A 22,785-nucleotide genomic window follows, 5' to 3' on the forward strand; every position below is an offset into this window, starting at 1 on the left:
CGGCGGCCAGGCTGGAAGGGAGCGAAAAGGAGCGGACCCGTGATCGTCACACTGATCGTCGCCTGCGAGATCGCCTTCTGGGTGCTGCTGGCCGCCGGCCTGGCGCTGCGGTACGGGGCGCGCAAACCGCACCTGGGCGCCGCCGTGCTGCTGGGCGAACCGGTGCTGGAGCTCGTCCTGCTCGCGGTGACCGCCGTCGACCTGAAGAACGGCGCCGAGCCGGACTGGAAGCACGGGCTCGCCGCGGTCTACATCGGCTTCACGGCCGGCCTCGGGCACTCCACCATCAAGTGGGCCGACGCCCGCGTCGCGCACCGGTTCGCCGGTGGCCCGCAGCCGGTGAGGCCGCCGAAGTACGGGAAGGCGCGGGCGGTCCACGAGTGGAAGGTGGCCGGCCGCTGGACCGTGGCCGCCGCGACCGCGCTGGCGCTGCTCCAGGCGGCCGTCTGGTACGTGGGCGGGGACGGGGACGTGAGCTCGCTGCGGTCCTGGCAGCGGACGATGCTGCTGGTCATCGGGATCAACCTGGTGATCGCGGCGAGCTACACGGTGTTTCCGAAACGGGCGCCGGACCCGAATGCCTAGCGCTCGCCGCCCGGCACCCACAGCACGTCGCCGACCTCCTTGTTCGCCACCCGGGCCAGGATGAACAGCAGGTCCGAGAGGCGGTTGAGGTAGGTCGCCGTCAGCGCGTTCATGATCTCGCCGTGCACCTCCATCGCCGCCCAGGTCGACCGCTCGGCGCGCCGGACCACGGTGCACGCCTGGTGGAGCAGCGCCGCGCCCGGTGTGCCGCCCGGGAGGATGAAGCTGCGGAGCTTCTCCACCTGGTCCAGGTAGTGGTCGCAGTCGGCCTCCAGCTTGTCCACGTACGACTGCTCCACCCGCAGCGGCGGATACTTCGGGTCCTCGACCACCGGCGTGGAGAGGTCCGCGCCCACGTCGAACAGGTCGTTCTGCACGCGGACGAGGACCTTCACGACGTCCTCGTCCAGCTGCCCGAGGGCGATCGCGGTGCCGATGACCGCGTTCGCCTCGTTGGCGTCGGCGTACGCGGAGATCCGCAGATCGGTCTTGGCGGTGCGGCTCATGTCGCCGAGGGCGGTGGTGCCCTGGTCGCCGGTACGGGTGTAGATGCGCGTCAGATTGACCATGCGGTCAGAGTAGTTACGCCCCGGCCTTCCGGAAGACACCTGTGCCCACCGTCACGGCCAGGGCCGCGAAGCCGAGGGCGACCAGGACCCCGTACAGCATGTGCGCGGTGGCGTACGAGCCCGCGTACGCGTCCCGGACCGCGTCCACCAGGTAGCGGAACGGCGTGAAGTGCGAGAGGACGTCCAGCCACTTCGGGCCGAGCGTCATCGGCAGCATCAGGCCGGACAGCAGCATCGCGGGCATGGTGAGCGAGTTGATGACGGGCCCGAACTCCTGCGGCGTCGAGACCCGCATGGCGAGCGCGTACGAGAGCGAGGCCAGCGAGACCGTGAGCAGGCCGACGAAGAGAAAGCCGATCAGCACCCCGGCCAGCGGCGCCCGCAGCCCCATGAGGACGGCGACGAGCACCAGCAGCACCGCCTGGAACACGAACAGCAGAGCGTCCCGCAGCACCCGGCCCAGCAGCAGCGCCGCCCGGCTCACCGGGGTCACCCGCATCCGCTCGACCACCCCGGTCGACTTGTCGATGATCAGGCCGAACCCGGCGAACGAGGCCCCGAACAGGCCGAGCTGGAGCAGCAGTCCGGGCACCAGGATCTGCCAGGAGTCGGTGCCCCCGCCGAGCGGCAGCCCGGTGAGCAGCGGACCGAAGAAGAGCAGGTAGAGCAGGGGCATCAGGATGCCGAAGAGGATCTGGAACTTGGAGCGCAGCGTCTGGCGGGCGTAGCGCCCGAAGATCAGCGCGGTGTCGTGCAGCAGCATGGGTGTCCCGAGGGGTGTCAGACCGCGAGGGGGGCGGTGTCGGTGGCGGGGGCGCGTCCGGTGAGGGCGAGGAAGGCGTCCTGGAGCGTGGCGTCGGGCGAGCCCGCGTACCGGGTCTTGAGCGCGGGCGGGGTGCCCTCCGCCGCGACCAGGCCGCCGTCGATGACGACGAGCCGGTCGGCGAGCGCGTCCGCCTCGTCCAGGTAGTGCGTGGTGAGCACGACGGTGGTGCCGTGCGTCTCGCGCAGTCGGCGCACCAGGTCCCAGAGGTCGGCGCGGCTGCCCGGGTCGAGCCCGGTGGTCGGCTCGTCCAGGAAGAGCACGGCGGGGCGGTGGGTGAGCCCCATGGCGATGTCGAGACGTCGGCGCTGGCCTCCGGAGAGGGTGACGGTGCGCCGGTCGAGGAGGTCCGACAGGCCCAGTTCCCCGGCGAGTCCGGCGGCCCGGGCGACCGCCGCCGCCTTGCCCAGCCGGTACATCCGGCCCTGGGTGACCAATTCCTCCCGCACGGTGGTGTGCGGGTCGACTCCGCCCGACTGGGCGACGTAACCGCACCGCTCGCGTACGCCCGCCGGGTCGGCGACCAGGTCGCGGCCGGCGACGGTGGCCGCGCCGCCGGTGGGGGAGAGCAGCGTGGTGAGCATGCGCAGGGTGGTCGTCTTGCCCGCGCCGTTCGGCCCGAGCAGGCCGACGATCTCGCCCGCCGCGACGGTCAGGTCCAGGCAGCGGACGGCCTCGACGGGTCCGGACTTGCTCATGAAGGTCCGGGCGAGCCCGGACGTGCTGATGACGGTCATGCGCCCCACGAAAACAGAGTCACTGCAAAAATGCAATGACTCCAATTTTTAAGGAACCCCAGACGATCTACGATGGAGCCATGGCTGAGGGACTCAGGGAGCGCAAGAAGCGGCAGACCAGGCAGCACCTCTCGGACGTGGCCACCGGCCTCTTCCTGGAGCGGGGCTTCGACGCGGTGACCATCGCCGAGGTCGCCCGTGCCGCCGACGTCTCGGTCAACACCGTGTACAACTACTTTCCCGCCAAGGAGGACCTGTTCCTCGACCGCGGCAACGGCGTGGTGGAACGCCTCTCGCGGTACGTCCGGGGCCGCGACCGGGGCGAGTCCGCCGCCGACGCCGTGCTCCGGGAGCTGCGCATCCAGGTCGAGAGCGTGTCGCCCACCGTCGGCCTGATGGAGGGGTACGCGCGCTTCATGCGGGTCATCGAGGAGGCCGACAGCCTCAAGGCGCGCCTCTGGCACATCCAGCAGGAGGCCGCGCAGCACCTGGAGGCCACCCTCGTGGAGGTGGGCGGGGCAGGGGCGGGGGGCCGGACACCGGTCCTGGTGGCCGGTCAGCTCTCCTGGGTCCACAGCACCCTCATGGCGTACATCGGGCAGGAGATGGTGGCCGGCGGCAAGCCCGCGGAGGTGTCCAGGGAGGCGCTCGTCCTGCTGGACGACATCGAGGACCTGTTGGGCGAAAAGGTGCTCAACTACGCCCGGCGCACCGCCGAATGACGGCCCCCGGTGTGATGTCCGTCATTTGAGACGTGACGCGCATCTCTTCGCGTCCCCAGCGCCCGCCCCGGGTACTAACCTCCGCCGGAGGGCATGGACCAGAACCAGCGACACATACAGAGGGGTGCCAACGTGGCCAGGAAGCTCGCCGTCATCGGAGCCGGACTCATGGGGTCCGGCATCGCGCAGGTCTCCGCCCGGGCCGGCTGGGACGTCGTCCTGCGCGACGTCACCGATGAGGCCCTGACCCGTGGCCGCGACGGCATCAAGGGCTCCTTCGACAAGTTCGTCGCCAAGGGCAAGCTGGACGCGGCCGACGCCGAGGCGGCGCTCGGCCGGATCACCACGACCACCGACCTGGACGCCGTCGCCGACGCGGACATCGTGGTCGAGGCCGTCTTCGAGAAGCTGGAGGTGAAGCACGAGATCTTCCGGACGCTCGACAAGATCGTCCGGGACGACACCGTGCTCGCCTCCAACACCTCCGCCATCCCGATCACCAAGATCGCGGCCGTGACGGAGCGCCCGGAGCGCGTGGTCGGCGTGCACTTCTTCTCGCCGGTCCCGATGATGCAGCTCTGCGAGCTCGTACGCGGCTACAAGACCAGCGACGAAACCCTCGCCGCGGCACGGGAGTTCGCCGAGTCCGTCGGCAAGACCTGCATCGTCGTCAACCGCGACGTGGCCGGCTTCGTCACCACCCGGCTGATCTCGGCGCTCGTGGTCGAGGCCGCCAAGCTGTACGAGTCGGGCGTCGCCACGGCCGAGGACATCGATGTCGCGTGCAAGCTCGGTTTCGGCCACGCGATGGGGCCGCTCGCGACCGCGGACCTCACCGGCGTGGACATCCTGCTGCACGCGACGAGCAACATCTACACCGAGTCGCAGGACGAGAAGTTCGCCGCCCCGGAGCTGATGCGCCGGATGGTCGATGCAGGTGACATCGGGCGCAAGAGCGGGCAGGGCTTCTACACCTACTGATCATTTTCGGTCCGGTCCGGCTGATCCGCTGTCAGCCAGACCGGGTGCCGTTCGGGGAACGCCGTCCGGATCCACCGGATCCACCAGCGTTCGCGACCGTCCCGCATCACTCCTCGGAGTGAATTCGGTATCGGTTCGCTTACAGACGGCAACTACCCTGTCGCTGCCGCAGTCAGTTGGGGCAGAGACAGTTTCGGACAGCCGGACCGGGCCACGGAGCATTCCAGGGGAGCGCATATGCACATCAGGGGCGACCACGCCGAGCTGGTCGTCGGGGGCCGCCTCGACGTCCGAAGCGCGGCGGACGCCCGTACGGTCCTGCACTCGGCCCTGGACGACGGCGTCGGCGATCTGGTGCTCGACCTGACCGAGCTGGATTCGTGGGACGCGACCGGGCTCGGCGTCATCATGGGCGCACACCGCAGGGCCGGGCGCGCCGGACGGCGCCTCGTGCTGCGCGGCGTGCCTCCGCAGATGCAACGCCTCCTGGTGGCCACCCGGCTGCACCGCATCCTCGCCATCGAGGGCGGCATCGCGGCGGAGTCCCTGCCCCGCGTCTGAGGGGTGTGAAGGGGCTTACGGGGACGCCCCGTGGACCCCCGGCAGACCCTCGGTGACCGTACGGCGAGAAGGCACACAATCCTCACGAGACCGTGATCTCGGGACGGCGCGTTACCCCGGATGCTCGTGGATACTGTGCGAAGGTTTAGGGTTCGGCCGTCTGCCGATTGACGGACCCGACCCGGCGGACACCGGACCGTGGGCGGCATCCGGACGTGCGAGGCCGGGAGGGACAACCGCGCTCGACACGTCTTGGGGGCTTTGGCGATGGACCCGATACACCGGGGGTCGGAAGAGTTCGGCCACGACAGCAAGGACTTCGCCGACGAGGCCGGCCGGCGCCGCCCTTCGCGCGATCCGCTGACCCCGGATTTCGGTCAGCAAACACCGCAGCAGGTCCGCATGGTCACCCTCGTCGCCGGCGACCTGACGCTCACCGTCAACCCGGTCGACGGCAGCGAGGTCGAGCCCTGCCCGCCCGGTGAGCGGCCCGCCGCCCCCGTCCGCCGCGCCCCCGCCGAGCGCACCGCCCGCGCCCGCGCCGCGGCGCCCCCCGTACCGCCAGGACCGCCCGTCCTCCAGCTCCCGCTGCTGCGGCGCGAAGAGGAACGCGAACGGCTGACCCGCCTCCTCGCCCGCGGCCGTTCCGTCCGGCTCACCGGACCGGCGGGTTCCGGCCGTACCGCCCTGCTCGACGCAGTCGCCGCCGACTGCGCTGACTTCGCGCCCGACGGGGTCATCCGCCTCAGCGGCCACAAGCGCACGGCCACCGACCTGTTGTACGCGCTGTTCGACGCCGTCCATGACGCCCCTCAGTACCGGCCGGACCGGGCGGTACTGCTGGAGACGCTGCGGTCCACCGGCGCCGTCGTCGTCCTGGACGACCTGGAGCTCGGTGGCGCCGCCCTGGACGAACTGCTCGACGCGACCCCCGAGTGCGCCTTCCTGTTCTCCGCCACGCCCGAGATCGCCGCGCCCGGCGCCGACTCCGCGCTCGAAGAGGTCTTCCTCACCGGTCTCGACCGCGCCACCTCCCTCGACCTGCTCCGCCGGGTGGTCGAACGGCAGCTCACCGAGGAGGAGGCCAACTGGGCCGGAGACCTCTGGTTCGAGTCCGAGGGCCTGCCCCTGCGCTTCGTCCAGGCCGGTGCGCTGCTGCGCCAGCGCGACCGGCTGCGCACGGACGCCGGCGCGTACGACGAGTACGGCTATCTGGAGAACCGGCCCGCCGACGCGCCGCCCGCGCCCGCGGCGGCCGAGGAATCCGATGTGCCGCTGCCCAGCCTCGGCGAGGGCGCGGCGCCGGCGGCCCTGCTCGCCTCCCGGCTGAGCGACGCCGCCCGCGAGACGCTGCGGTTCGCGGTGGCCCTCGGCGGTGAGGTCCCGCACCAGGCCCATCTGCCCGCGCTCGTCGGGGACACCCACGCCGACGCCGCCCTCGGCGAGCTGGCCGGCTGCGGGCTGCTCTCCCCGTCCGGCTCCCGTTACCGGCTCGCCGCCGGAGTGCCGGCCCAGCTGACGGCGGCCGGTTACGAGGACGGCGCCGCCGACCGCGCCCGCACCGCAGCCCAGCACTACGCCTGGTGGACCGGGCACCCCTCGGTCACCCCGGAGCGGGCGGCCGCCGAGGCCGACGCGATCATCGCCGCCCTGGGCCGGCTGGTGCCGGGGGAGGGGGCCGGGGGGACGAGCGCCGCCGTGCTCCTCGCCCGGAGCGCGGCGCCCGCCTTCGCGGCCGGGCTGCACTGGGGGGCCTGGGAGCGGGCGCTCCGGATCGGCCAGGAGGCCGGGCGGCTCGCCGGGGAGGTCGCCGAAGAGGCGTACTTCCACCATGAGTTGGGCGTCCTCGCGCTGTGCACCGGTCACCCCGACCGGGCCAGGGCGGAGCTGGAGACCGCCATCAGCATGCGGGGGGCGCTCGCCGACAAGAGCGGCGCGGTGGCCGGGCGGCGGGCGCTCGCCCTGGTCGAGGACCGGGCCGGGGGCGGGGCGACGGGCGGCGACGGTGCGTTCGCGGCGTCGCCGCCGCTGGGCGTGCCCGCCGTCGTGCCGGTCTCGATGACGAGCGCGTTCGCCGACACCGCCGTGGTGCCGCGGCAGGAGCCGATGACGGTGCGGGTGCCTTCGCCTGCGGCGGGCGGCGGCAAGGGCGCTGCGCGGGGCGGGCCGCTGGCCCTGATCGGCGGGGCCCGGCGCAACCTGGTCGCCGCCGGGGCGGGCGTGCTGCTGGCCGGGGTGCTCGGCACGGTGGTGACGCTCGGGCTGACGTCGAGCAGTGACCCGCAGGGCGGGGCCGGTACGTCGACCGAGCAGGAGGTGCCGGACGACGACAGCATCTACGACTCGGATGTGGAGGTCGGGGAGCCGGCGGACGGGCCGTCCACGAGTGAGGCCCCTTCGGGTTCCGCGTCCTCGTCGGCCTCGGTGACGCCGTCGGCCACGGGGAGCGGGTCGGCGCCGGCCGGTGGGGTGTCGCCTTCGGCGACGTCCTCGGCGCCGGACACGCCGTCGTCCCCGGGTTCGCCGTCGTCGCCCCGGGCGACGGAGTCGTCGGAGAAGCCGCCTGCGTCCCCGTCGCCGGACCGGTCGGCCACGGCGCCGAGCGACTCGTCGTCCCCCGACCCGGGCGACTCGGGCACCGGGTCCCCCAGTCCTTCGCAGACGGAGTCCGGGGACGACGGATCGGATCCGGTGAGTGCGCCGTCCGGCGCCGGCAGCCCGTCGGGAGCCTAGGCCGGGCCCGGGCCCAGGGGCGCCGGCCCCCGGCCCGGGGGTTCCGTCCTCAATCGCCGGACGGGCTTGAATGGGCCGCCGGGCCCAAGGCCATCGGTCGGGTGAAGGCCCACTGGGCGGACCGGCTTGAAAGGGGCGCCGGTCGCACGCTCAGAACAGGCGCAGCTTGTCGTCCTCGATGCCTCGCATCGCGTCGTAGTCCAGGACCACGCAGCCGATGCCGCGGTCCGTGGCGAGGACCCTCGCCTGCGGCTTGATCTCCTGGGCCGCGAAGATGCCCTTCACCGGGGCCAGGTGCGGGTCGCGGTTGAGGAGTTCCAGGTAACGCGTCAGCTGCTCGACGCCGTCGATGTCGCCGCGCCGCTTCAGCTCGACGGCCACCGTCTGCCCGTCCGCGTCGCGGCACAGGATGTCGACCGGGCCGATGGCCGTGAAGTACTCGCGGCGGATCAGCGTGTAGCCCTCGCCCAGGGTCTCGATGCGGTCCGCCAGCAGTTCCTGGAGGTGCGCCTCGACGCCGTCCTTGATCAGCCCCGGGTCGACGCCCAGTTCATGACTTGAGTCGTGGAGGATTTCCTCCATCGTGATGATCAGTTTTTCGCCCGCCTTGTTCACCACGGTCCAGACGCCCTCGGCGTCGCCGCTGCCCTCCTTCAGGGTGCAGGGCGGGGACATCCAGTTGAGCGGTTTGTACGCCCTGTCGTCGGCGTGAATCGACACGCTTCCGTCCGCCTTCACCAGGATGAGGCGGGGAGCGGAGGGCAGGTGGGCCGTGAGCCGGCCGGCGTAATCCACGGAGCAGCGGGCGATGACGAGACGCATGGTCGGCAACGCTACTCGACGTCGGGTGCCCGGCGCGATTCACCCATCCGTCACTCCCGTCCCTTCCGGAGTTGACGCTTTCTGTCTTGCCCCTCTTTGAACCCCTTCGTTATTGGCCGGTTGTGTTCCCAATCTCCTGGTGCGGCCCGGACTGCGCCCTTACCGTGGAAGCGGGAGGTCGCCGTGCGTGCACGCTGCGTCGTCGTCGGCCTTCTTCCCTGCCCGTAAGGCTCCGGTAATCCGCCGGGGCCGCGAGAGGAGAACCCATGTCGCTCGACGTCTCACCGGCTCTGTTGGAACAGGCCGAGCGAGGCGAGGTCGACGAAGCCGACTTCGTCGACTGCGTCCGGACCTCCCTGCCCTACGCATGGGAGATGATCAGCTCGTTGGTGGCTCAGCTGAAGGTCGACGGCGGGGAGTTCGCCGACAACCAGACGCCGCCGCCCAATGAGCAGGCACGTGGTCAGCTGCTGCGCGCGCTCGCGAGTGATGCGATACGCGGAGCACTGCAGCGGCACTTCGGGGTGCGTCTCGCATTCCAGAACTGCCACCGCGTCGCGGTGTTCCCGCTGGACGCCTCGGTCGACGACCGACTGGCCAAGTTCACCTCGGTGAGGGGTCAGTTGCTCAACCAGTCGCCCGAACTACGGGACTGCTGAACGCTTCCGTCGCCGTTCCGGGCCGCGGGAGGTGCAACTGGTCCGGGGCGGCGGCTCCGTAAGCACACCGCCGTACACCCTTCCGTCCGTGCGCGGGGGTCATTCGAGGAGTGGCCGTACCTCCGTGCCCAGCCGCGCTACGTTCTCCTCCGTGGCGACGAGATCTCCGGACCCCTCCACCAGGAGCGCGAAGCGGGTGATGCCCGTGCGCTCGGCGGTCACCGCGAGGCGCTCGGCCGCCAGCTCCGGCGTGCCCACCGGATGAAGGCCGCAGAGCAGCTCCGCGTACCCCACGGGGTCCCGCATCACGCGGTGCCGGCCGTCGACGGTGACATGCGCGCCCAGCCCCTGGCGCAGCCAGCCCGGCATCGCCTTCACCAGCGTCTCGACGGCGTCCTCGGTGCGGTCGGCGATCTGGGCCACCCCGGCCGAGACGTGCCCCGCCCCGCGCACCTTCTCCGGCGCATGGCCGGCCGCCAGCGCGCGGGACCGCCAGAGCGCCACCATCTCCGCCTTCTCCTCGTCCCCGCAGTGCATGCCGAGCAGCATCGGCAGGCCCCGGTCGGCGGCGAGCTCGACGGTCTTGCGCGAGGTGCACGCGACGATCACCTCGGGCCCGGCCCCCTCCGCCTCCTCCGCGCCGATCAGCTCGTCGGCCCGGGGGACGACCGCGACCTCGCGGAAGGCGTAGCGCTCGCCCCGGCCCGCCACGCGCGGCTCGCGCAGCCAGTCGAGCAGCAGTCCCAGGGACTCCGGGAACCCCTTCTCCTACGCCTCCAGGCCGCCGCCGAACACCTCCAGGTCCACCCAGGGACCGCCCCGGCCGACCCCGAGGCTGAATCTGCCCCCGCTGGTCAGATGGAGCAGCGCCGCCTGCTCGCCGAGCGCCACCGGATGCTGCGTGGGCAGCACGCTCACCGCCGTGCCGACGCGGATGCGGCGGGTCCGGCCGAGCAGCTGCGCGGCCAGGGTGACGGCCGACGGGCACACCCCGTACGGCACGAAGTGGTGTTCGGCCAGCCAGACCGAGTCGAGCCCGGACTCCTCGGCGACCTCGGCGGACCGGATCGCGCGGTGCAGCGCTTCCCCCGGTCCCTGGCCCGGAAACTGGGCCGCCAGTACGAACGTTCCGACGCGCATCGCCAATTGCCTCCTTGCGGCCGACGCGGCTCTCCCCTACTGGCAACAACGTCTGACACGTGCCAAAGGCACGGTCCGGCGCGGAGTTGTTGCGATTTTCCGGTAACCGCGTGCGCCACGAACTCCGAGAGTCGGGTACCCCGCCCGAATGGCCCTACGCTGGACGGGTCCCGCCCAGCCCGTTCCGTGAGGTGAAACGTGTCCCCGCGCCGCAACCGCCCCCGAGGCGGCGAGAGCCGCAACGACAGCGCGAGCGAGTCGGGCGACCGGTACGGCGGGGGAGGGCGTACGGAGGAGTGGCAGGGCGAGGAGTGGTCGGTGCGCCCGGTCAGCGGCGCGAGCGCGGCCGGCAAGCGTTACCGCTGCCCCGGCTGCGACCAGGAGATCCCCTCCGGTGTCCCGCATCTGGTGGCCTGGTCCGAGTACGGCGGCGTCGACGACCGCAGGCACTGGCACAAGGCCTGCTGGAACGCGAAGGACCGCCGCACCACGAAGGTGCAGCGGTCCCGGAACGCGCCCCGCTACTGAGGCGGCGCGGCCTCAGACGTCGCGCTGGTTCATCGACAGGTACGCCCCGCCCATGGCCACCGCCGTCACGACGAGGATGATCCACAGCGGGTCCCAGCCGGACGGCCCGGACGAGGTGACCGAGCTGTCGTAGAAGATGCTCAGCTGGTTGGGGATCGAGTACTCCAGCAGCTTCTCGCGGAGCGTCGACAGCGAGTCGGCGAACATGAAGAGCGCCAGCACCAGCGGCAGCAGCACCAGACCGATCATGAGGGTGATCGCCCCGGCCGAGTGCCGGATCAGCGCGCCGACCGCGAGCGCCAGCAGCCCCAGCGTCGCCACGTAGAGCCCCACGCCGACCGTGGCGCGCAGCCACTCCTCGCCGCTCGGCGACGCCGCGTCCAGCATGGACGACTGGATCAGGGCGACCACCGACGTCATGACCGTGGTGATGACGAAGGTGAGCAGGAAGAAGACGAGCGCCTTGGCGGCGAGCACCCGGCCCCGGCTCGGGCAGGCCGTCAGCGTCGTACGGATCATGCCGGTGCCGTACTCCGAGGCGATCGTCATGACGCCGAGCGTGATCACGCAGATCGTGCCGAGCAGCACCCCGAAGAAGCCGAGGCTCAGCACCGGGGTGCCGTTCATGCTGGAGTCGGAGGCGGAGACGGCGACGGCCGTGAGCACCCCGATGACCAGCAGCAGCGCGGTCATGACGCCGAGCGTCCACATGGTCGAGCGGACGGACCGGATCTTGGTCCACTCCGAGGCGATCGCGTCCCCGAGCGTCGCGGGACGCAGCGGGATCGGCGAGGTGTAGAAGCCCTGCTGCTGGTACCCCTGCTGCGGCGCGGGCTGCTGGTACGGCGCCTGCGGCGCCGGCGGCGTGGTCATCGGGGGTCCTCGCTGGTCTCGCGCTTGGTCAGGTCTGCGGGGGCGGGTGCCTCGGCGGGCGCCGCCGGTGCGGGAGGAGCGGCGGCCGGGGCGGGCGCCTGGGCCGGTGCGGCGGCCGCGTACGGGTTCTGTCCGGGCGGCGGCGGGGCGTACCAGCCCTGCTGCGGCACGTCCGGCACGGGCTGCTGGGGCGGCGGGGCGTACCCCGGCTGCGGCCCGTAGCCGGGATGCGGCGGCTGCTGCTGGAGGTGGGCGCGCTGGTCGGCCGTCGAGCGGTAGTCCACGGCGCCCTGCGTCATCCGCATGTACGCCTCCTCCAGCGACGCCTGGTGCGGCGAGAGCTCCCAGAGCCGGACGTCCGATTCGTGGGCCAGGTCGCTGATGCGGGGGAGCGCCAGGCCGGTGACCCGCAGGGCGCCGTCCGGCTCGGAGAGGACCTGGCCGCCCGCCTCGGTCAGCGTGGTCGTCAGCTTCTCGCGCTGCTCCGGCGTCTCGTCGGGGACGCGGACCCGGGCGAAGTCGGCCGAGTTGGCCGAGATGAAGTCCTTGACGCTCATGTCGGCCATCAGCTGGCCGCGCCCGATCACGATCAGATGGTCGGCGGTGAGGGCCATCTCGCTCATCAGGTGCGAGGAGACGAAGACCGTGCGGCCCTCGGAGGCCAGCATCTTCATCAGATTGCGGACCCAGAGAATGCCCTCCGGGTCGAGGCCGTTGACCGGCTCGTCGAACAGCAGCACCTGCGGATCGCCGAGGAGCGCCGCCGCGATGCCGAGCCGCTGGCCCATGCCGAGCGAGAACCCCTTGGAGCGCTTACGGGCCACGGCCTGGAGGCCGACGACGCCCAGCACCTCGTCCACCCGGGCCTCCGGGATGCCGGCCAGCTGGGCGAGCGAGAGCAGGTGGTTGCGGGCGCTGCGCCCGCCGTGCACCGCCTTGGCGTCGAGCAGGGCGCCCACCTGGCGGGGCGCGTTCGGCAGGTCCCGGAACTCGTGGCCGCCGATGGTGACCCGGCCGGCCGTCGGCCGGTCCAGGCCGAGGATCATGCGCATGGTGGTCGACTTGCCCGACCCGTTGGGACCGAGGAACCCGGTGACGGCACCCGGCCGCACCTGGAAGGAAAGGTTGTACACGGCCGTCTTCGCGCCATAGCGCTTGGTCAGGCCGACTGCCTCGATCATGCTCCAGCCCCATCGACTCTCTGTCGTCGGGGCACACGCCGTCCGGCCGTACGCCCCCGTAAGAGTTAGGAGGATATCCGCGCCTTGACGGTTCCGCCCAAGCCGTTACGGGGGTGAGTCCCGGACCGTCCTGCCGTACGGGCGCTCAGGCGTCCCGCTTCTTCAGTACGAGGAAGCCGCCGAGCACCGCGGCCGCCACCCAGCCCACCATGATCAGCAGCCCGGCCCACGGCCCGTACGGCGCCGGATCGCTGTTCATCGCGTCCGGCACCACCTGCATGATCTTGGAGCCCGCCTGGTCCGGGAAGTACTGGGCGACCTTCTTGGCGCCCGGCACCGCCGACAGGATCTGCGAGACCAGGAAGAAGAACGGCATCAGGATGCCCAGCGACAGCATGGAACTGCGCAGCATCGCCGCGACCCCCATGGAGAACAGCGCGATCAGCCCCATGTAGAGCCCGCCGCCGACGACCGCGCGCAGCACGTTCTCCGCGCCGATGTCCGTACCGTGGTCGCCCAGCAGCGCCTGGCCGAGGAAGAACGTGACGAAGCCGGTGACCAGCCCCACCACCAGCGCGAGGACCCCCGCCACCAGCATCTTGCTGAACAGGAAGGTCGCCCGCTGCGGCACGGCCGCCAGCGAGGTGCGGATCATGCCGGAGCTGTACTCCGTACCGACGACGAGCACCCCGAACACCACCATCGCCAGCTGGCCGAGGATCATCCCGGAGAAGCTGATGAACGTCGGGTCGAAGGTGGCCCGCTCCGCCGGTTCGAGATCGTCGAACTGGACGTTCATCACCGCGCACAGGGCCGCGCCCATCGCCACGGTGACCAGGAACGCCGAGATCAGCGTCCAGGTGGTGGAGGAGACCGTACGGATCTTGGTCCATTCGGAGGTCAGGACCGCGGGGACCGAAGCCATCGTCACGCCCCCTCTCCGCCGCCGGGCCGCTGGACCCAGCCCTCGCCCCAGGGCCGGCCCTCGGCCGGCGGTGGAGCGCCCCCGCCCGGCTCCGAGTGCGCGTGGTACTCGACCGAGCCCGCCGTCATCTGCATGAACGCCTCCTCCAGCGACGCCCGCTGGGCGCTCAGCTCGTGCAGCGTGATCCCGTGCCGGGCGGCCAGCTCGCCCAGGTCCTCGGTGGTGGCGCCGTCCACCTCCAGCGTGCCGCCGTCCGCCTCGACGGCGACGACCCCCTCCTGGTGCAGCACGTCGCGCAGCCGCTCCTGCTGCGGGGAGCGCAGCCGGACGTAGCTGCGCGAGTTCTCCTGGATGAAGTCGGCCATCGACGTGTCGGCGAGCAGCCTGCCCTGGCCGATGACGATCAGATGGTCGGCGGTGAGGGCCATCTCGCTCATCAGGTGCGAGGAGACGAAGATCGTCCGGCCCTGTGAGGCGAGCGTCTTCATCAGATTCCGGATCCAGTGGATGCCCTCGGGGTCGAGACCGTTCACCGGCTCGTCGAACATCAGGATCCGGGGATCACCGAGCAGCGCCGACGCGATGCCCAGCCGCTGGCCCATGCCGAGCGAGAAACCCTTGGACTTCTTCCGCGCCACCGCGGTCAGGCCGACGGTCTCCAGCACCTCCGCCACCCGCTGTTCGGGAATGCGGTTGCTCTGCGCCAGACAGAGCAGATTGTTGTACGCGCTGCGCCCGCCGTGCATCGCCTTGGCGTCCAGGAGCGCCCCGATGTACTTCAGCGGCTCCTCCAGTTCGCGGTAATGCTTGCCGTCGATCCGCACGGAACCGCTGGTCGGGTTGTCGAGATCGAGCATCATCCGCATCGTGGTGGACTTGCCCGCCCCATTGGGTCCCAGAAAACCCGTCACCATTCCCGGTCTGATCACGCACGACAACTGGTCGACGGCGACCTTGTTCCCGTACCTCTTCGTGAGGCCATCGAGCTCGATCATGCGTTCACGCTAGAACGCCCGCGTGCCCGGCGCCACCACAAGGGCGGAACCGGGCACGCGGGTGAGGCAACCGGAATCAGCGGGTCTGCTGGGCCGGGACACCTCGGGAGGCGGGCTCCTCGTCGGCGGGGGTGCCGGCGGCGGCCACCGCGGCACCGGTCAGCGTCGCCAGCATCTCGCGGACGTTCGTCAGCTGCGCGTTGATCGAGTCGCGGCGGTTGGTGAGCGCCGCGAGCTCGCGCTCCGATTCGCTGCGGATGCGGTCGGCCTTCGCGTTGGCGTCCGCCACGATGTCCTCGGACTGGCGCTGCGCGGTCTCCACCGTCTGACGGGCCCGGCGCTCGGCGTCGGTGCGCAGCTTCTCCGCCTCCAGGCGGAGCTGCTCGGCGCGGTGCTCGATCTCGGCGAGGCGCTTTTCGGCCTTGGCCTGGCGGGACGCGAGGTCGCGCTCCGACTGGTCGCGGCGCTTGGCGAGGTTGGTCTCGAAGTCCGCGGCGGCCTGGGCGGCCTTGGCGCGGGTCTCCTCGAAGAGGGCGTCGGCCTCCTCGCGCTTCTGCGCCGCGTCCTTCTGCGCGTCGGAGCGCAGCGCGGTGGCCTCACCCTTGGCCTTGTCGACGATGCGGACGCCGTCGTCCTCGGCCTTGGCCTTGCGCTCGGCGGCGAAGGTCTCGGCGTCGTTGCGCACCTGCTGGGCGGCGGACTCGGCGAGCTCGCGGTGCTGCTCGGCGGCGCGACGGGCCTCCTCGCGCAGGTCCTTCGCCTCCTCCTCGGCCAGGCGGAGGATCTTCTCCACGCGCGCGCCGAGACCGGCGTACGACGGCTCCGCGTCGTTCACCTGGGCCTGGGCGTTCTGCGTTTCGAGGTGCAGCTCCTCGATGCGCTTTTCCAGCGATGTGATGCGGGTGAGAGCACTATCACGGTCGGCGACGAGCTTGGTAATGCGGTCATCCACCTGACCGCGGTCGTAACCACGCCGCACGAGTTCGAAGCCGAAGGGGGAGGAAGGGTCACTCATGGGGTTCCTGTCGAAGTGAGACCGGTGAGGTGATAGAGGGAATCCTAGGGGCCGGAACGGCGTGTCATCGAGCAGATGCCGGTTTGATCTGGAGAATGACACCCCTTTTGAGTGGCTGACCCCCGTAACCCTTGCCACTCGGACGAATGACGGTCCATGGGCAACCACGGACGAAGGCCGGTCGGCTACCCATCGGACTGCTTGCCACTCGATCGAGTGCCCGCCGCGGCCCCGGCCTTGACGCCGCCGGCCGGTGCGGGGCCCCCGCCCTTACCGCCCGCCGCAGGGGTCTCGAAAGACTCCAACGCCTCCAGCACGTCCTGGACACGGGAGATCTCCGTGTTGATGTCCTCGCGCCTGCGCACCAGGACCTCCAGCTCGTGCCGGCCCTCGTCCACCATCCGCTTGGCCTCGGCCTCGGCGTCCGCCCGCAGCTTCTCCGCCTCGCGCACCAGGCTGGCCTTCTTCTGCTCGGCCTCCTTCAGCAGCGACTCGGCCCGCTTCACGGCGGCGATCCTGACCTTGCTCGCCTCCGAATTGGCGTCGGCCAGCAGCTCCTTGGACTTCGCCGCAGCCTCCTCGCGCTGCTCGGTGGCGGCCTTGATCAGCTTGTCGACGCGCTCGCCGACCGTCTTGACCTGCTCGGCCGTCTCCCGGCGCGCCCGGTCGTGCAGCTCCTGGACCTCGGTCTCCGCCCGGGCCTTCAGCTCCTCGGCCCGCTCCCGGATCTGCGTGGCGTCCCGGCGCGCGCCGACCAGCAGTTCGTCCGCGTCCGTCCGGGCCCGCTCCACCAGCCCATTGCCCTCGACCGTCGCCTCGGAGGTGATCCGCACCGCCTCCTTGCGCGCCGCGCCGACCATCGTGTCGGCCTGCTCCTCGGCCTCCGTGGCGGCGCGCAGCGCCTCCTCCTGGGCCTTGGCGATGAGCTGGTCCGCCTGCTCCGCCGCGTCCGCCCGCCGCTTCGCCGCCGCCTCGCGCGCCTCGTCGAGCAGCCGGTCCGCCTCCTGGCGTGCCTCCGCCCGCATCTGCTCGGCAGCCGCCTCCGCGTCCGCCCGCAGCCGCTCCGATTCCTCCCGGGTGCGCGCCGCGTGCTCCTGCGCGGAGCCCACGGTGGCCGAAGCCTCCGCCCGCATCCGCTCCGCGTCGCCCGCCGCCTCGTCCACGGTCCGGGCCGCCTGGTGCTCCGCGTCCGTACGCAGCCGCTCGGACTCGGAGGTCGCCTCGGAGACCAGCAGATCGGCCTGGGCCGCCGCGTCGGTCCGCATCCGGTTGGCGTCCTCGCGGGCCTCCGCCCGGCTGCGCGCCGCGTCCTGCTCGGCGGAGGCCAGCGCGTCCGACGCCTCCGTGCGCATCCGCTGGCTGTACTCGGCGGTGTCCGCCCGCAGCCGCTCGGACTCCGCGATCGCGTCGGAGACCGTGCGCTCCGCCATCGCCTTCGCGGCGTCCGTCTCCTCCTTGGCCACCTGGCGGATGCGCGAGGCGTCCTCGCCCGCCCGCTCCCGCTCGGCGTGCGCGTCGGCCCGCAGCCGGTCGGCCTCCTCCTGGGCCTCCGACTTGGTCCGCTCCGCGACATGCTCCGCCGTCGAGCGCAGCCCGGCGATCTCCGCCTCGGCCTGCTCCTGGAGCCCGCTGACCGAGTCCCGCACCTGCTGGGCGGTCTGCTCGGCCGCCGCGACCAGCTCGGCCGCCCGGGTCTCCGCCTCGCCGGTCAGGCGCTGCGCCTCGGCCTGCGCCTCCTCGACCCGCTTGCGCGCGGAGGCCAGCAGCTCCTCGCTCTGCTCACGGGCGCGCTCGCGCTCCTGGTTCGCCTCGGAGCGGGCCGCGTCCAGCGTCTCCTCGGCCTCGCGCCGGCGCCGGTTCGCCTCCTCCTGGGCGGCGGCCAGCGCCTCGGCGGCCTCCGTGCCCACGCGTTCGGCCGCCGCCGCGGCCTCCGACCGCATCCGGTCGGCGGTCTCCTGCGCCTCGGTCCGCAGCCGCTCCGCCTCGGTGGCCGCCTCGGTGCGCAGCCGTACGGCGACGGCCTCGCCCTCGGCACGCGACTGCGAGGCGTCCGCCGCGGCCTCGTCGCGCAGCCGCTGGGCCTCGGCCTCCACCTGCTCCTGGAGCGTCCGCAGCCGCTCGGCGGACTCCGCGCGCAGCCGCTCGGACTCCTCACCGGCCTCGCGCCGGATGCGCTCCGCCTCCGTACGCGCCTCGCCGAGCGCCTGCTCGGCCGCGGTGACCCGGGTCTCCGCCGCGTCCTTGAGCCGGGTCAGCTCCTCGGCCGCCTCCGACTGCCGGGCCGCGACGGCGAGCTCGGTCTCCTCGCGCAGCGCGGCCGCCGCCTCCTCGGCTGCGGTCCTCGCCGCCTCGGCGTGCTCCTCCGCCTCCGTGCGCAGCTGCTCGGCCTCGGCGCGGGCCCGGTCGAGCGCCTCCTCCGCCTGCTTGCGCAGCGCGGCGGCCCGCTCCGTGGCCTCGGTCCGTACGCGCTCGCCCTCGGCGGTCGCCGTACCGCGCAGCTCCTCCGCGTCGGCCTTGGCCTTCGCGAGCAGCTCCTCGGCGGTCTTCGCGCCCTCCTCGATCTGCTGAAGGGCCTCGCGGCGGGCCTCGCCCCGGATCCGCTCGCCCTCCGCGACCGCCTCGGACCGAAGCTGCTCGGCCTCCCCGCGCAGCCGGCGCGCCTCCTCCTGGAGCTCGACCGTCTTGGCCCGGTACTCCTTGGTGTCGTCCTTGGCCGCGCCCTTGAGCTGGTCGGCCTGCTCGGCCGCCTCCCCGCGCAGCCGGTCCGCCTCGGCCTCGGCCTCGCGGCGGATGCGCTCAGCCTCCTCGCCCGCCGCCCGGGTGGCCGCCTTCGCGTCCTCGGACGCCTTGGTCAGGATCTCCTCGGCGGACCTGGCCGCCTTCGCGAGCTGGGCCGCCGCGTCCTCGGCCGCGGCGGTGCGCGCGGCCTCGGCCGCCTCCGCGCGCAGCCGCTCGGCCTCGGCGCGGGCGTCCGCGAGCGACTGCTCGGCCTCCGCCTTGAGGCTCTCGGACTCCTTGGTCGCCTCGCCGACCAGCCGGGCGATCTCCGTCTTGGCGGTCCGGGTGCGCTGCTCGTTCTGCGACTCCGCCGAAGCCAGCCGCTTGACCGCGGCCTCCTTGGCCTCGGCGAGGACCTTCTCGGCCTCCAGGCGCGCCTCGCGCAGCCGGGTCTCGGCCTCCTGCATGCGCTGCTCGGCGGCCCGGTTCAGCTCGGTGGTCTGCTGCCGGGTCTGCTCGGTCTCCGCGGTCGTCGTCTGCCGCAGCTGTTCCGCGTGGCTGGTGGCCTCCTGCGCCTGGCCGGCCGCGGCGCTGAGCATCCGCTCCGCGTCCTTGCGGGCCCGCATCAGGATCGACTCCGCCTCGGCCCGGGCGGACTCCGCCTCGGAACCGACGCGCTGACGGGTCTCCTCGGCCAGCCGGGCCGCCTCGGCCCGGGCGGCGGCGAGCGCCTGCTCGGCCTCGGCCCGGGACTCCTCCATCAGGCGGCGGGCCTGCGACTCCGTCCGGGCCCGCAGCTGCTCGGCCCAGGCGACGTTCTCGTTGACGTGGGACTCGACGGTCTGGCGGCGCTCCGCCAGCTCCTGGTCGAGCTGCTGGCGGCGCTGCACCGCCTCGTTGTGCAGCTCGGCCTGGAGGCGGGCCTGGTGCTCGGCGTGCTCCTGGAGGATGCGCTGCGTCTGGGCGCGGGCGTCGCGCAGCTCGCGTTCGGCGTCGCTGCGCAGCTGCTCGGCCTGGATCTGGGCGTTCCGGAGCAGCTGCTCCGCCTGGTAGCCGATGTCCGCGCTGTCGTAGGCGGGACGCATCGCCAGACTGCGCCGTGCCTCGTGCAGCTTGGCACGCAAGACCTCGACCTGGTAGCCGAGGTCCTCGGCGTGCTGGACGGCCTTCTCCCGGTCGGTCCTGAGCCGGTCCATCTCGGCCTCGAACCGCGAGAGATGGTCGTCTTCAGCTCGGTGGCTCTCCTGGCGTTCGTAGCCCCGCACTGCGCGGTCCCATCCTTCCCCGAGCTCTCAACGTTCGGGGAATGGTGACAGATCAACGGCTGGGGACGCGGCGCGCCCCCGACCCGGCCCCGGCCCGGAAGAGCCCACTCTACCGGGCGGGTATGGCTGGGGTCAGTGCTCCTTCTTCGCCGTGACCAGTTCGGTGAGGACGCCGTGGCAGTCCTTGGGGTGGAGGAAGGTGATCCTGGACCCCATGGAACCCGTCCTGGGCTCGTCGTACAGCACCCTGACCCCCTTCTCGCGGATGTCCGCGGCGTCGGCGTCGACGTCCGCCGTGCCGAAGGCGATGTGGTGCACCCCCTCCCCGTTCTTGGCCAGCCATTTGCCCACGGCGGAGTCCTCCCGGGTGGGCTCCAGGAGCTGGAGGTACGAGGCGCCGCCGTCGGACGTATCGTTGATCTTGAGCATGGCCTCGCGTACGCCCTGCTCCTCGTTGACCTCGGAGTGGAAGACCTCGAACCCGTAGGTCGAGCGGTAGAACTCGACGGTCTCGTCGAGGTCGAAACAGGCGATCCCGATGTGGTCGATTCGCGTCAGCATGGGGACAGTGCAGCGTGCTCCCGACGGTTACGCAAGGTGCGCGCGATCACACTCGCGGGCGGATGACGGGGCGGGTACCGCTCAGTACATTCAAGTAAACCCTCGTTCACATCTACTCCAAGGGGCTGTGCCTCATGTCAGGAACGACCGGTACCACCTCCGTGATCGTCGCGGGCGCGCGGACGCCCATGGGCCGGCTCCTCGGCTCCCTGAAGACCTTCTCCGGCGCCGACCTGGGCGGCATCGCCATCAAGGCCGCGCTGGACCGGGCCGGCATCGGCGGCGACCAGGTCGAGTACGTGATCATGGGCCAGGTGCTCCAGGCCGGCGCGGGCCAGATCCCCGCCCGCCAGGCCGCGGTCAAGGCCGGCATCCCGATGAACGTTCCCGCGCTCACCGTGAACAAGGTGTGCCTCTCCGGACTCGACGCCATCGCCCTGGCCGACCAGCTCATCCGCGCCGGTGAGTTCGACGTCGTCGTGGCCGGCGGCCAGGAGTCCATGACGAACGCCCCGCACCTGCTCCCGAAGTCCCGCGAGGGCCACAAGTACGGCGCGATCGAGATGCTGGACTCGATGGCGTACGACGGTCTGACCGACGCCTACGAGAACATCCCGATGGGCGAGTCCACCGAGAAGCACAACACCCGCCTCGGCCTGGACCGCGCCGCCCAGGACGAGATCGGCGCCCTCTCCCACCAGCGCGCCGCCGCCGCCCAGAAGAACGGTCTCTTCGAGGCCGAGATCACCCCGGTCGAGATCCCGCAGCGCAAGGGCGACCCGGTCCTCTTCGCCAAGGACGAGGGCATCCGCCCCGAGACCACCGTGGAGTCCCTGGGCAAGCTGCGCCCGGCCTTCGCCAAGGACGGCACGATCACCGCGGGCACCTCCTCGCAGATCTCCGACGGCGCCGCCGCGGTCGTCGTCATGAGCAGGGCCAAGGCCGAGGAGCTGGGCCTGGAGTGGATCGCCGAGATCGGCGCCCACGGCAATGTGGCGGGCCCGGACAACTCGCTCCAGTCGCAGCCGTCCAACGCCATCCGGCACGCCCTGAAGAAGGAGGGCATCGGCGTCGAGGACCTGGACCTCATCGAGATCAACGAGGCGTTCGCGGCCGTCGCCGTCCAGTCCATGAAGGACCTCGGCGTCACCTCGGACAAGGTCAACGTCAACGGCGGCGCCATCGCGCTCGGCCACCCCATCGGCATGTCCGGCGCCCGCGTGGTGCTGCACCTGGCGCTGGAGCTGAAGCGGCGCGGCGGCGGCACCGGTGCGGCGGCGCTGTGCGGCGGCGGCGGCCAGGGCGACGCGCTGATCCTGCGCGTTCCGGGCAAGTAACGCGGTACGAGAGAGCGGCGAGCGGAACGGAGCGGTGATGGTGGACGTCCCCACCCTGGTGGAGCAGGCCCGCGCGGGCGGACCCCGGGCGGTGGCCCGGCTCATCTCCCTGGTGGAGGGTGCCTCGCCGCAGCTGCGCGAGGTGATGGCGGCCCTCGCGCCGCTGGCGGGCAGCGCGTACGTGGTCGGCCTGACCGGTTCGCCGGGCGTCGGCAAGTCGACGTCGACGTCGGCGCTCGTCTCCGCGTACCGGAAGCAGGGCAGGCGGGTCGCGGTGCTCGCCGTCGACCCGTCCTCGCCGTTCTCCGGCGGGGCGCTGCTCGGCGACCGGGTCCGGATGTCGGACCACGCGTCGGACCCGGGCGTCTACATCCGCTCCATGGCGACCCGAGGCCACCTCGGCGGCCTCGCCTGGGCGGCCCCGCAGGCGATCCGGGTGCTGGACGCGTCGGGCTTCGACGTGATCCTGGTGGAGACCGTGGGCGTCGGTCAGTCCGAGGTGGAGATCGCCTCGCAGGCCGACACCTCGGTCGTCCTCCTCGCCCCCGGCATGGGCGACGGCATCCAGGCCGCGAAGGCGGGCATCCTGGAGATCGGCGACGTGTACGTGGTGAACAAGGCGGACCGGGACGGCGCGGACGCCACCGCCCGCGAGCTCAACCACATGCTGGGCCTCGGTGAGTCCCGGAGCCCCGGCGACTGGCGGCCGCCGATCGTGAAGACGGTCGCCGCCCGGGGCGAGGGCGTCGACGAGGTGGTCGAGGCCCTGGAGAAGCACCGGGCCTGGATGGAGGAGCACGGCGTCCTCGGCGAACGCCGGGCCGCCCGCGCCGCCCGCGAGGTCGAGACGATCGCGGTCACCCGCCTCCGCGAACGCATCGGCTCCCTGCACGGCGACCGCCGCCTGGACGCCCTGGCCGAACGCATCGTGGCCGGCCGCCTCGACCCGTACGCGGCGGCGGACGAACTCGTGGCGGGGCTGACGGGCGAGAGCTGACGGCCCCTCCCGGGACGCGGCGTGCGGGCCGCGCCCCGGGACAGGCCTCTCAACTCCC

Annotated in this window: 20 protein-coding genes and 1 pseudogene; 9 read left to right on the plus strand and 12 right to left on the minus strand. The window is 72.2% G+C overall.

The features are described 5' to 3' along the window. The first annotated feature begins 39 nt into the window (after window positions 1–39). On the plus strand, window positions 40–585 hold the full coding sequence (locus ACFZAT_RS04345) for a hypothetical protein (protein WP_391259736.1): 546 nt from the start codon (window positions 40–42) through the stop codon (window positions 583–585). Here the strand turns inward: ACFZAT_RS04345 and ACFZAT_RS04350 are convergent. The 3 genes from ACFZAT_RS04350 to ACFZAT_RS04360 are packed head-to-tail and all read right to left on the minus strand — an operon-like array spanning window position 582 to window position 2,714. After that, a complete protein-coding gene (locus ACFZAT_RS04350; protein WP_391259738.1) occupies window positions 582–1,154 on the minus strand; it encodes a cob(I)yrinic acid a,c-diamide adenosyltransferase in 573 nt (190 codons plus the stop codon). The two genes, ACFZAT_RS04345 and ACFZAT_RS04350, sit on opposite strands and share 4 nt — an antisense overlap. Window positions 1,155–1,167: 13 nt before the next feature. After that, window positions 1,168–1,917, minus strand: a complete 750-nt coding sequence (locus tag ACFZAT_RS04355) for an ABC transporter permease (RefSeq protein ID WP_391259741.1) — start codon at window positions 1,915–1,917, stop codon at window positions 1,168–1,170. A gap of 17 nt (window positions 1,918–1,934) precedes the next feature. Continuing rightward, entirely contained in the window at window positions 1,935–2,714 is a 780-nt protein-coding gene (locus tag ACFZAT_RS04360; protein ID WP_391259744.1) for an ATP-binding cassette domain-containing protein, read from the minus strand. Window positions 2,715–2,794: 80 nt separating this feature from the next. Here ACFZAT_RS04360 and ACFZAT_RS04365 point away from each other — a divergent pair, with 80 nt between their 5' ends. From ACFZAT_RS04365 to ACFZAT_RS04380, 4 genes are all read left to right on the plus strand, one after another. Beyond that, window positions 2,795–3,436, plus strand: coding sequence for a TetR family transcriptional regulator (locus tag ACFZAT_RS04365; RefSeq protein WP_391259747.1), 642 nt, complete (start codon window positions 2,795–2,797; stop codon window positions 3,434–3,436). A gap of 132 nt (window positions 3,437–3,568) precedes the next feature. Beyond that, window positions 3,569–4,417, plus strand: coding sequence for a 3-hydroxybutyryl-CoA dehydrogenase (locus tag ACFZAT_RS04370; RefSeq protein WP_391259749.1), 849 nt, complete (start codon window positions 3,569–3,571; stop codon window positions 4,415–4,417). Window positions 4,418–4,654: 237 nt separating this feature from the next. Further along, a complete protein-coding gene (locus tag ACFZAT_RS04375; protein ID WP_018102617.1) occupies window positions 4,655–4,978 on the plus strand; it encodes an STAS domain-containing protein in 324 nt (107 codons plus the stop codon). A gap of 267 nt (window positions 4,979–5,245) precedes the next feature. Beyond that, window positions 5,246–7,711: an ATP-binding protein gene (locus ACFZAT_RS04380; protein ID WP_391259752.1), complete on the plus strand. Its 2,466-nt coding sequence runs from the start codon at window positions 5,246–5,248 to the stop codon at window positions 7,709–7,711. Between the two features lie 150 nt (window positions 7,712–7,861). On the opposite strand, the gene nucS is transcribed toward ACFZAT_RS04380, so the two are convergent. Continuing rightward, complete coding sequence (gene nucS, locus ACFZAT_RS04385) at window positions 7,862–8,533, minus strand: endonuclease NucS (RefSeq protein WP_018102615.1); 672 nt, start codon at window positions 8,531–8,533, stop codon at window positions 7,862–7,864. Between the two features lie 266 nt (window positions 8,534–8,799). Between nucS and ACFZAT_RS04390 the strand changes: the two genes are divergently transcribed. Further along, window positions 8,800–9,192, plus strand: coding sequence for an SCO5389 family protein (locus tag ACFZAT_RS04390; protein ID WP_018102614.1), 393 nt, complete (start codon window positions 8,800–8,802; stop codon window positions 9,190–9,192). Window positions 9,193–9,291: 99 nt separating this feature from the next. On the opposite strand, the pseudogene ACFZAT_RS04395 reads toward ACFZAT_RS04390, so the two are convergent. Then, window positions 9,292–10,332 (minus strand): annotated as a pseudogene (locus ACFZAT_RS04395) (LLM class flavin-dependent oxidoreductase). A gap of 198 nt (window positions 10,333–10,530) precedes the next feature. Between ACFZAT_RS04395 and ACFZAT_RS04400 the strand changes: the two are divergent. Then, window positions 10,531–10,860, plus strand: coding sequence for an ATP/GTP-binding protein (locus tag ACFZAT_RS04400; RefSeq protein ID WP_143619724.1), 330 nt, complete (start codon window positions 10,531–10,533; stop codon window positions 10,858–10,860). 12 nt (window positions 10,861–10,872) lie between these two features. On the opposite strand, the gene ACFZAT_RS04405 is transcribed toward ACFZAT_RS04400, so the two are convergent. The 7 genes from ACFZAT_RS04405 to mce all read right to left on the minus strand — a co-directional run bounded on the left by ACFZAT_RS04405 (window position 10,873) and on the right by mce (window position 20,393). Continuing rightward, window positions 10,873–11,733: an ABC transporter permease subunit gene (locus ACFZAT_RS04405; RefSeq protein ID WP_391259755.1), complete on the minus strand. Its 861-nt coding sequence runs from the start codon at window positions 11,731–11,733 to the stop codon at window positions 10,873–10,875. Next, the gene (locus tag ACFZAT_RS04410) at window positions 11,730–12,914 is read right to left on the minus strand and encodes an ATP-binding cassette domain-containing protein (protein ID WP_391259758.1); all 1,185 of its coding nucleotides are present in this window, start codon (window positions 12,912–12,914) and stop codon (window positions 11,730–11,732) included. Before ACFZAT_RS04410 ends, ACFZAT_RS04405 begins: the two co-directional genes overlap by 4 nt. Before the next feature lie 145 nt (window positions 12,915–13,059). After that, window positions 13,060–13,839 (minus strand): ABC transporter permease subunit, encoded by a 780-nt coding sequence (locus tag ACFZAT_RS04415; protein ID WP_391259761.1) that lies wholly within the window; start codon window positions 13,837–13,839, stop codon window positions 13,060–13,062. A gap of 2 nt (window positions 13,840–13,841) precedes the next feature. Then, window positions 13,842–14,834, minus strand: coding sequence for an ATP-binding cassette domain-containing protein (locus tag ACFZAT_RS04420; RefSeq protein ID WP_391259764.1), 993 nt, complete (start codon window positions 14,832–14,834; stop codon window positions 13,842–13,844). 76 nt (window positions 14,835–14,910) lie between these two features. Further along, window positions 14,911–15,849 (minus strand): cellulose-binding protein, encoded by a 939-nt coding sequence (locus tag ACFZAT_RS04425; protein ID WP_391259767.1) that lies wholly within the window; start codon window positions 15,847–15,849, stop codon window positions 14,911–14,913. 185 nt (window positions 15,850–16,034) lie between these two features. Then, window positions 16,035–19,832 carry a polarized growth protein Scy gene (gene scy / locus ACFZAT_RS04430; RefSeq protein WP_391259770.1) on the minus strand — a complete coding sequence of 1,266 codons (3,798 nt, stop codon included), beginning with the start codon at window positions 19,830–19,832 and terminating at the stop codon, window positions 16,035–16,037. 132 nt (window positions 19,833–19,964) lie between these two features. After that, window positions 19,965–20,393: a methylmalonyl-CoA epimerase gene (gene mce / locus ACFZAT_RS04435; protein WP_391259773.1), complete on the minus strand. Its 429-nt coding sequence runs from the start codon at window positions 20,391–20,393 to the stop codon at window positions 19,965–19,967. Window positions 20,394–20,527: 134 nt separating this feature from the next. On the opposite strand from mce, the gene ACFZAT_RS04440 reads away from it, so the two are divergent. Next, window positions 20,528–21,730, plus strand: coding sequence for an acetyl-CoA C-acyltransferase (locus ACFZAT_RS04440; RefSeq protein ID WP_391259776.1), 1,203 nt, complete (start codon window positions 20,528–20,530; stop codon window positions 21,728–21,730). Window positions 21,731–21,767: 37 nt separating this feature from the next. Next, window positions 21,768–22,727 carry a methylmalonyl Co-A mutase-associated GTPase MeaB gene (meaB, locus tag ACFZAT_RS04445; RefSeq protein WP_391259778.1) on the plus strand — a complete coding sequence of 320 codons (960 nt, stop codon included), beginning with the start codon at window positions 21,768–21,770 and terminating at the stop codon, window positions 22,725–22,727. The last annotated feature ends 58 nt before the right edge of the window (window positions 22,728–22,785 follow it).

The sequence above is a fragment of the Streptomyces sp. NPDC008163 genome (assembly GCF_042956885.1).
Taxonomy (GTDB): domain Bacteria; phylum Actinomycetota; class Actinomycetes; order Streptomycetales; family Streptomycetaceae; genus Streptomyces; species Streptomyces drozdowiczii_A.

Excerpts from the sequence above, each read along its gene's own strand:
- ACFZAT_RS04350 (WP_391259738.1), bottom strand. The coding sequence starts at position 1,154 with ATGGTCAATCTGACGCGCATCTACACCCGTACCGGCGACCAGGGCACC.
- ACFZAT_RS04355 (WP_391259741.1), bottom strand. The coding sequence starts at position 1,917 with ATGCTGCTGCACGACACCGCGCTGATCTTCGGGCGCTACGCCCGCCAG.
- ACFZAT_RS04360 (WP_391259744.1), bottom strand. The coding sequence starts at position 2,714 with ATGACCGTCATCAGCACGTCCGGGCTCGCCCGGACCTTCATGAGCAAG.
- ACFZAT_RS04365 (WP_391259747.1), top strand. The coding sequence starts at position 2,795 with ATGGCTGAGGGACTCAGGGAGCGCAAGAAGCGGCAGACCAGGCAGCAC.
- ACFZAT_RS04375 (WP_018102617.1), top strand. The coding sequence starts at position 4,655 with ATGCACATCAGGGGCGACCACGCCGAGCTGGTCGTCGGGGGCCGCCTC.
- ACFZAT_RS04380 (WP_391259752.1), top strand. The coding sequence starts at position 5,246 with ATGGACCCGATACACCGGGGGTCGGAAGAGTTCGGCCACGACAGCAAG.
- nucS (WP_018102615.1), bottom strand. The coding sequence starts at position 8,533 with ATGCGTCTCGTCATCGCCCGCTGCTCCGTGGATTACGCCGGCCGGCTC.
- ACFZAT_RS04390 (WP_018102614.1), top strand. The coding sequence starts at position 8,800 with ATGTCGCTCGACGTCTCACCGGCTCTGTTGGAACAGGCCGAGCGAGGC.
- ACFZAT_RS04405 (WP_391259755.1), bottom strand. The coding sequence starts at position 11,733 with ATGACCACGCCGCCGGCGCCGCAGGCGCCGTACCAGCAGCCCGCGCCG.
- ACFZAT_RS04410 (WP_391259758.1), bottom strand. The coding sequence starts at position 12,914 with ATGATCGAGGCAGTCGGCCTGACCAAGCGCTATGGCGCGAAGACGGCC.
- ACFZAT_RS04415 (WP_391259761.1), bottom strand. The coding sequence starts at position 13,839 with ATGGCTTCGGTCCCCGCGGTCCTGACCTCCGAATGGACCAAGATCCGT.
- ACFZAT_RS04420 (WP_391259764.1), bottom strand. The coding sequence starts at position 14,834 with ATGATCGAGCTCGATGGCCTCACGAAGAGGTACGGGAACAAGGTCGCC.
- ACFZAT_RS04425 (WP_391259767.1), bottom strand. The coding sequence starts at position 15,849 with ATGAGTGACCCTTCCTCCCCCTTCGGCTTCGAACTCGTGCGGCGTGGT.
- mce (WP_391259773.1), bottom strand. The coding sequence starts at position 20,393 with ATGCTGACGCGAATCGACCACATCGGGATCGCCTGTTTCGACCTCGAC.
- ACFZAT_RS04440 (WP_391259776.1), top strand. The coding sequence starts at position 20,528 with ATGTCAGGAACGACCGGTACCACCTCCGTGATCGTCGCGGGCGCGCGG.
- meaB (WP_391259778.1), top strand. The coding sequence starts at position 21,768 with ATGGTGGACGTCCCCACCCTGGTGGAGCAGGCCCGCGCGGGCGGACCC.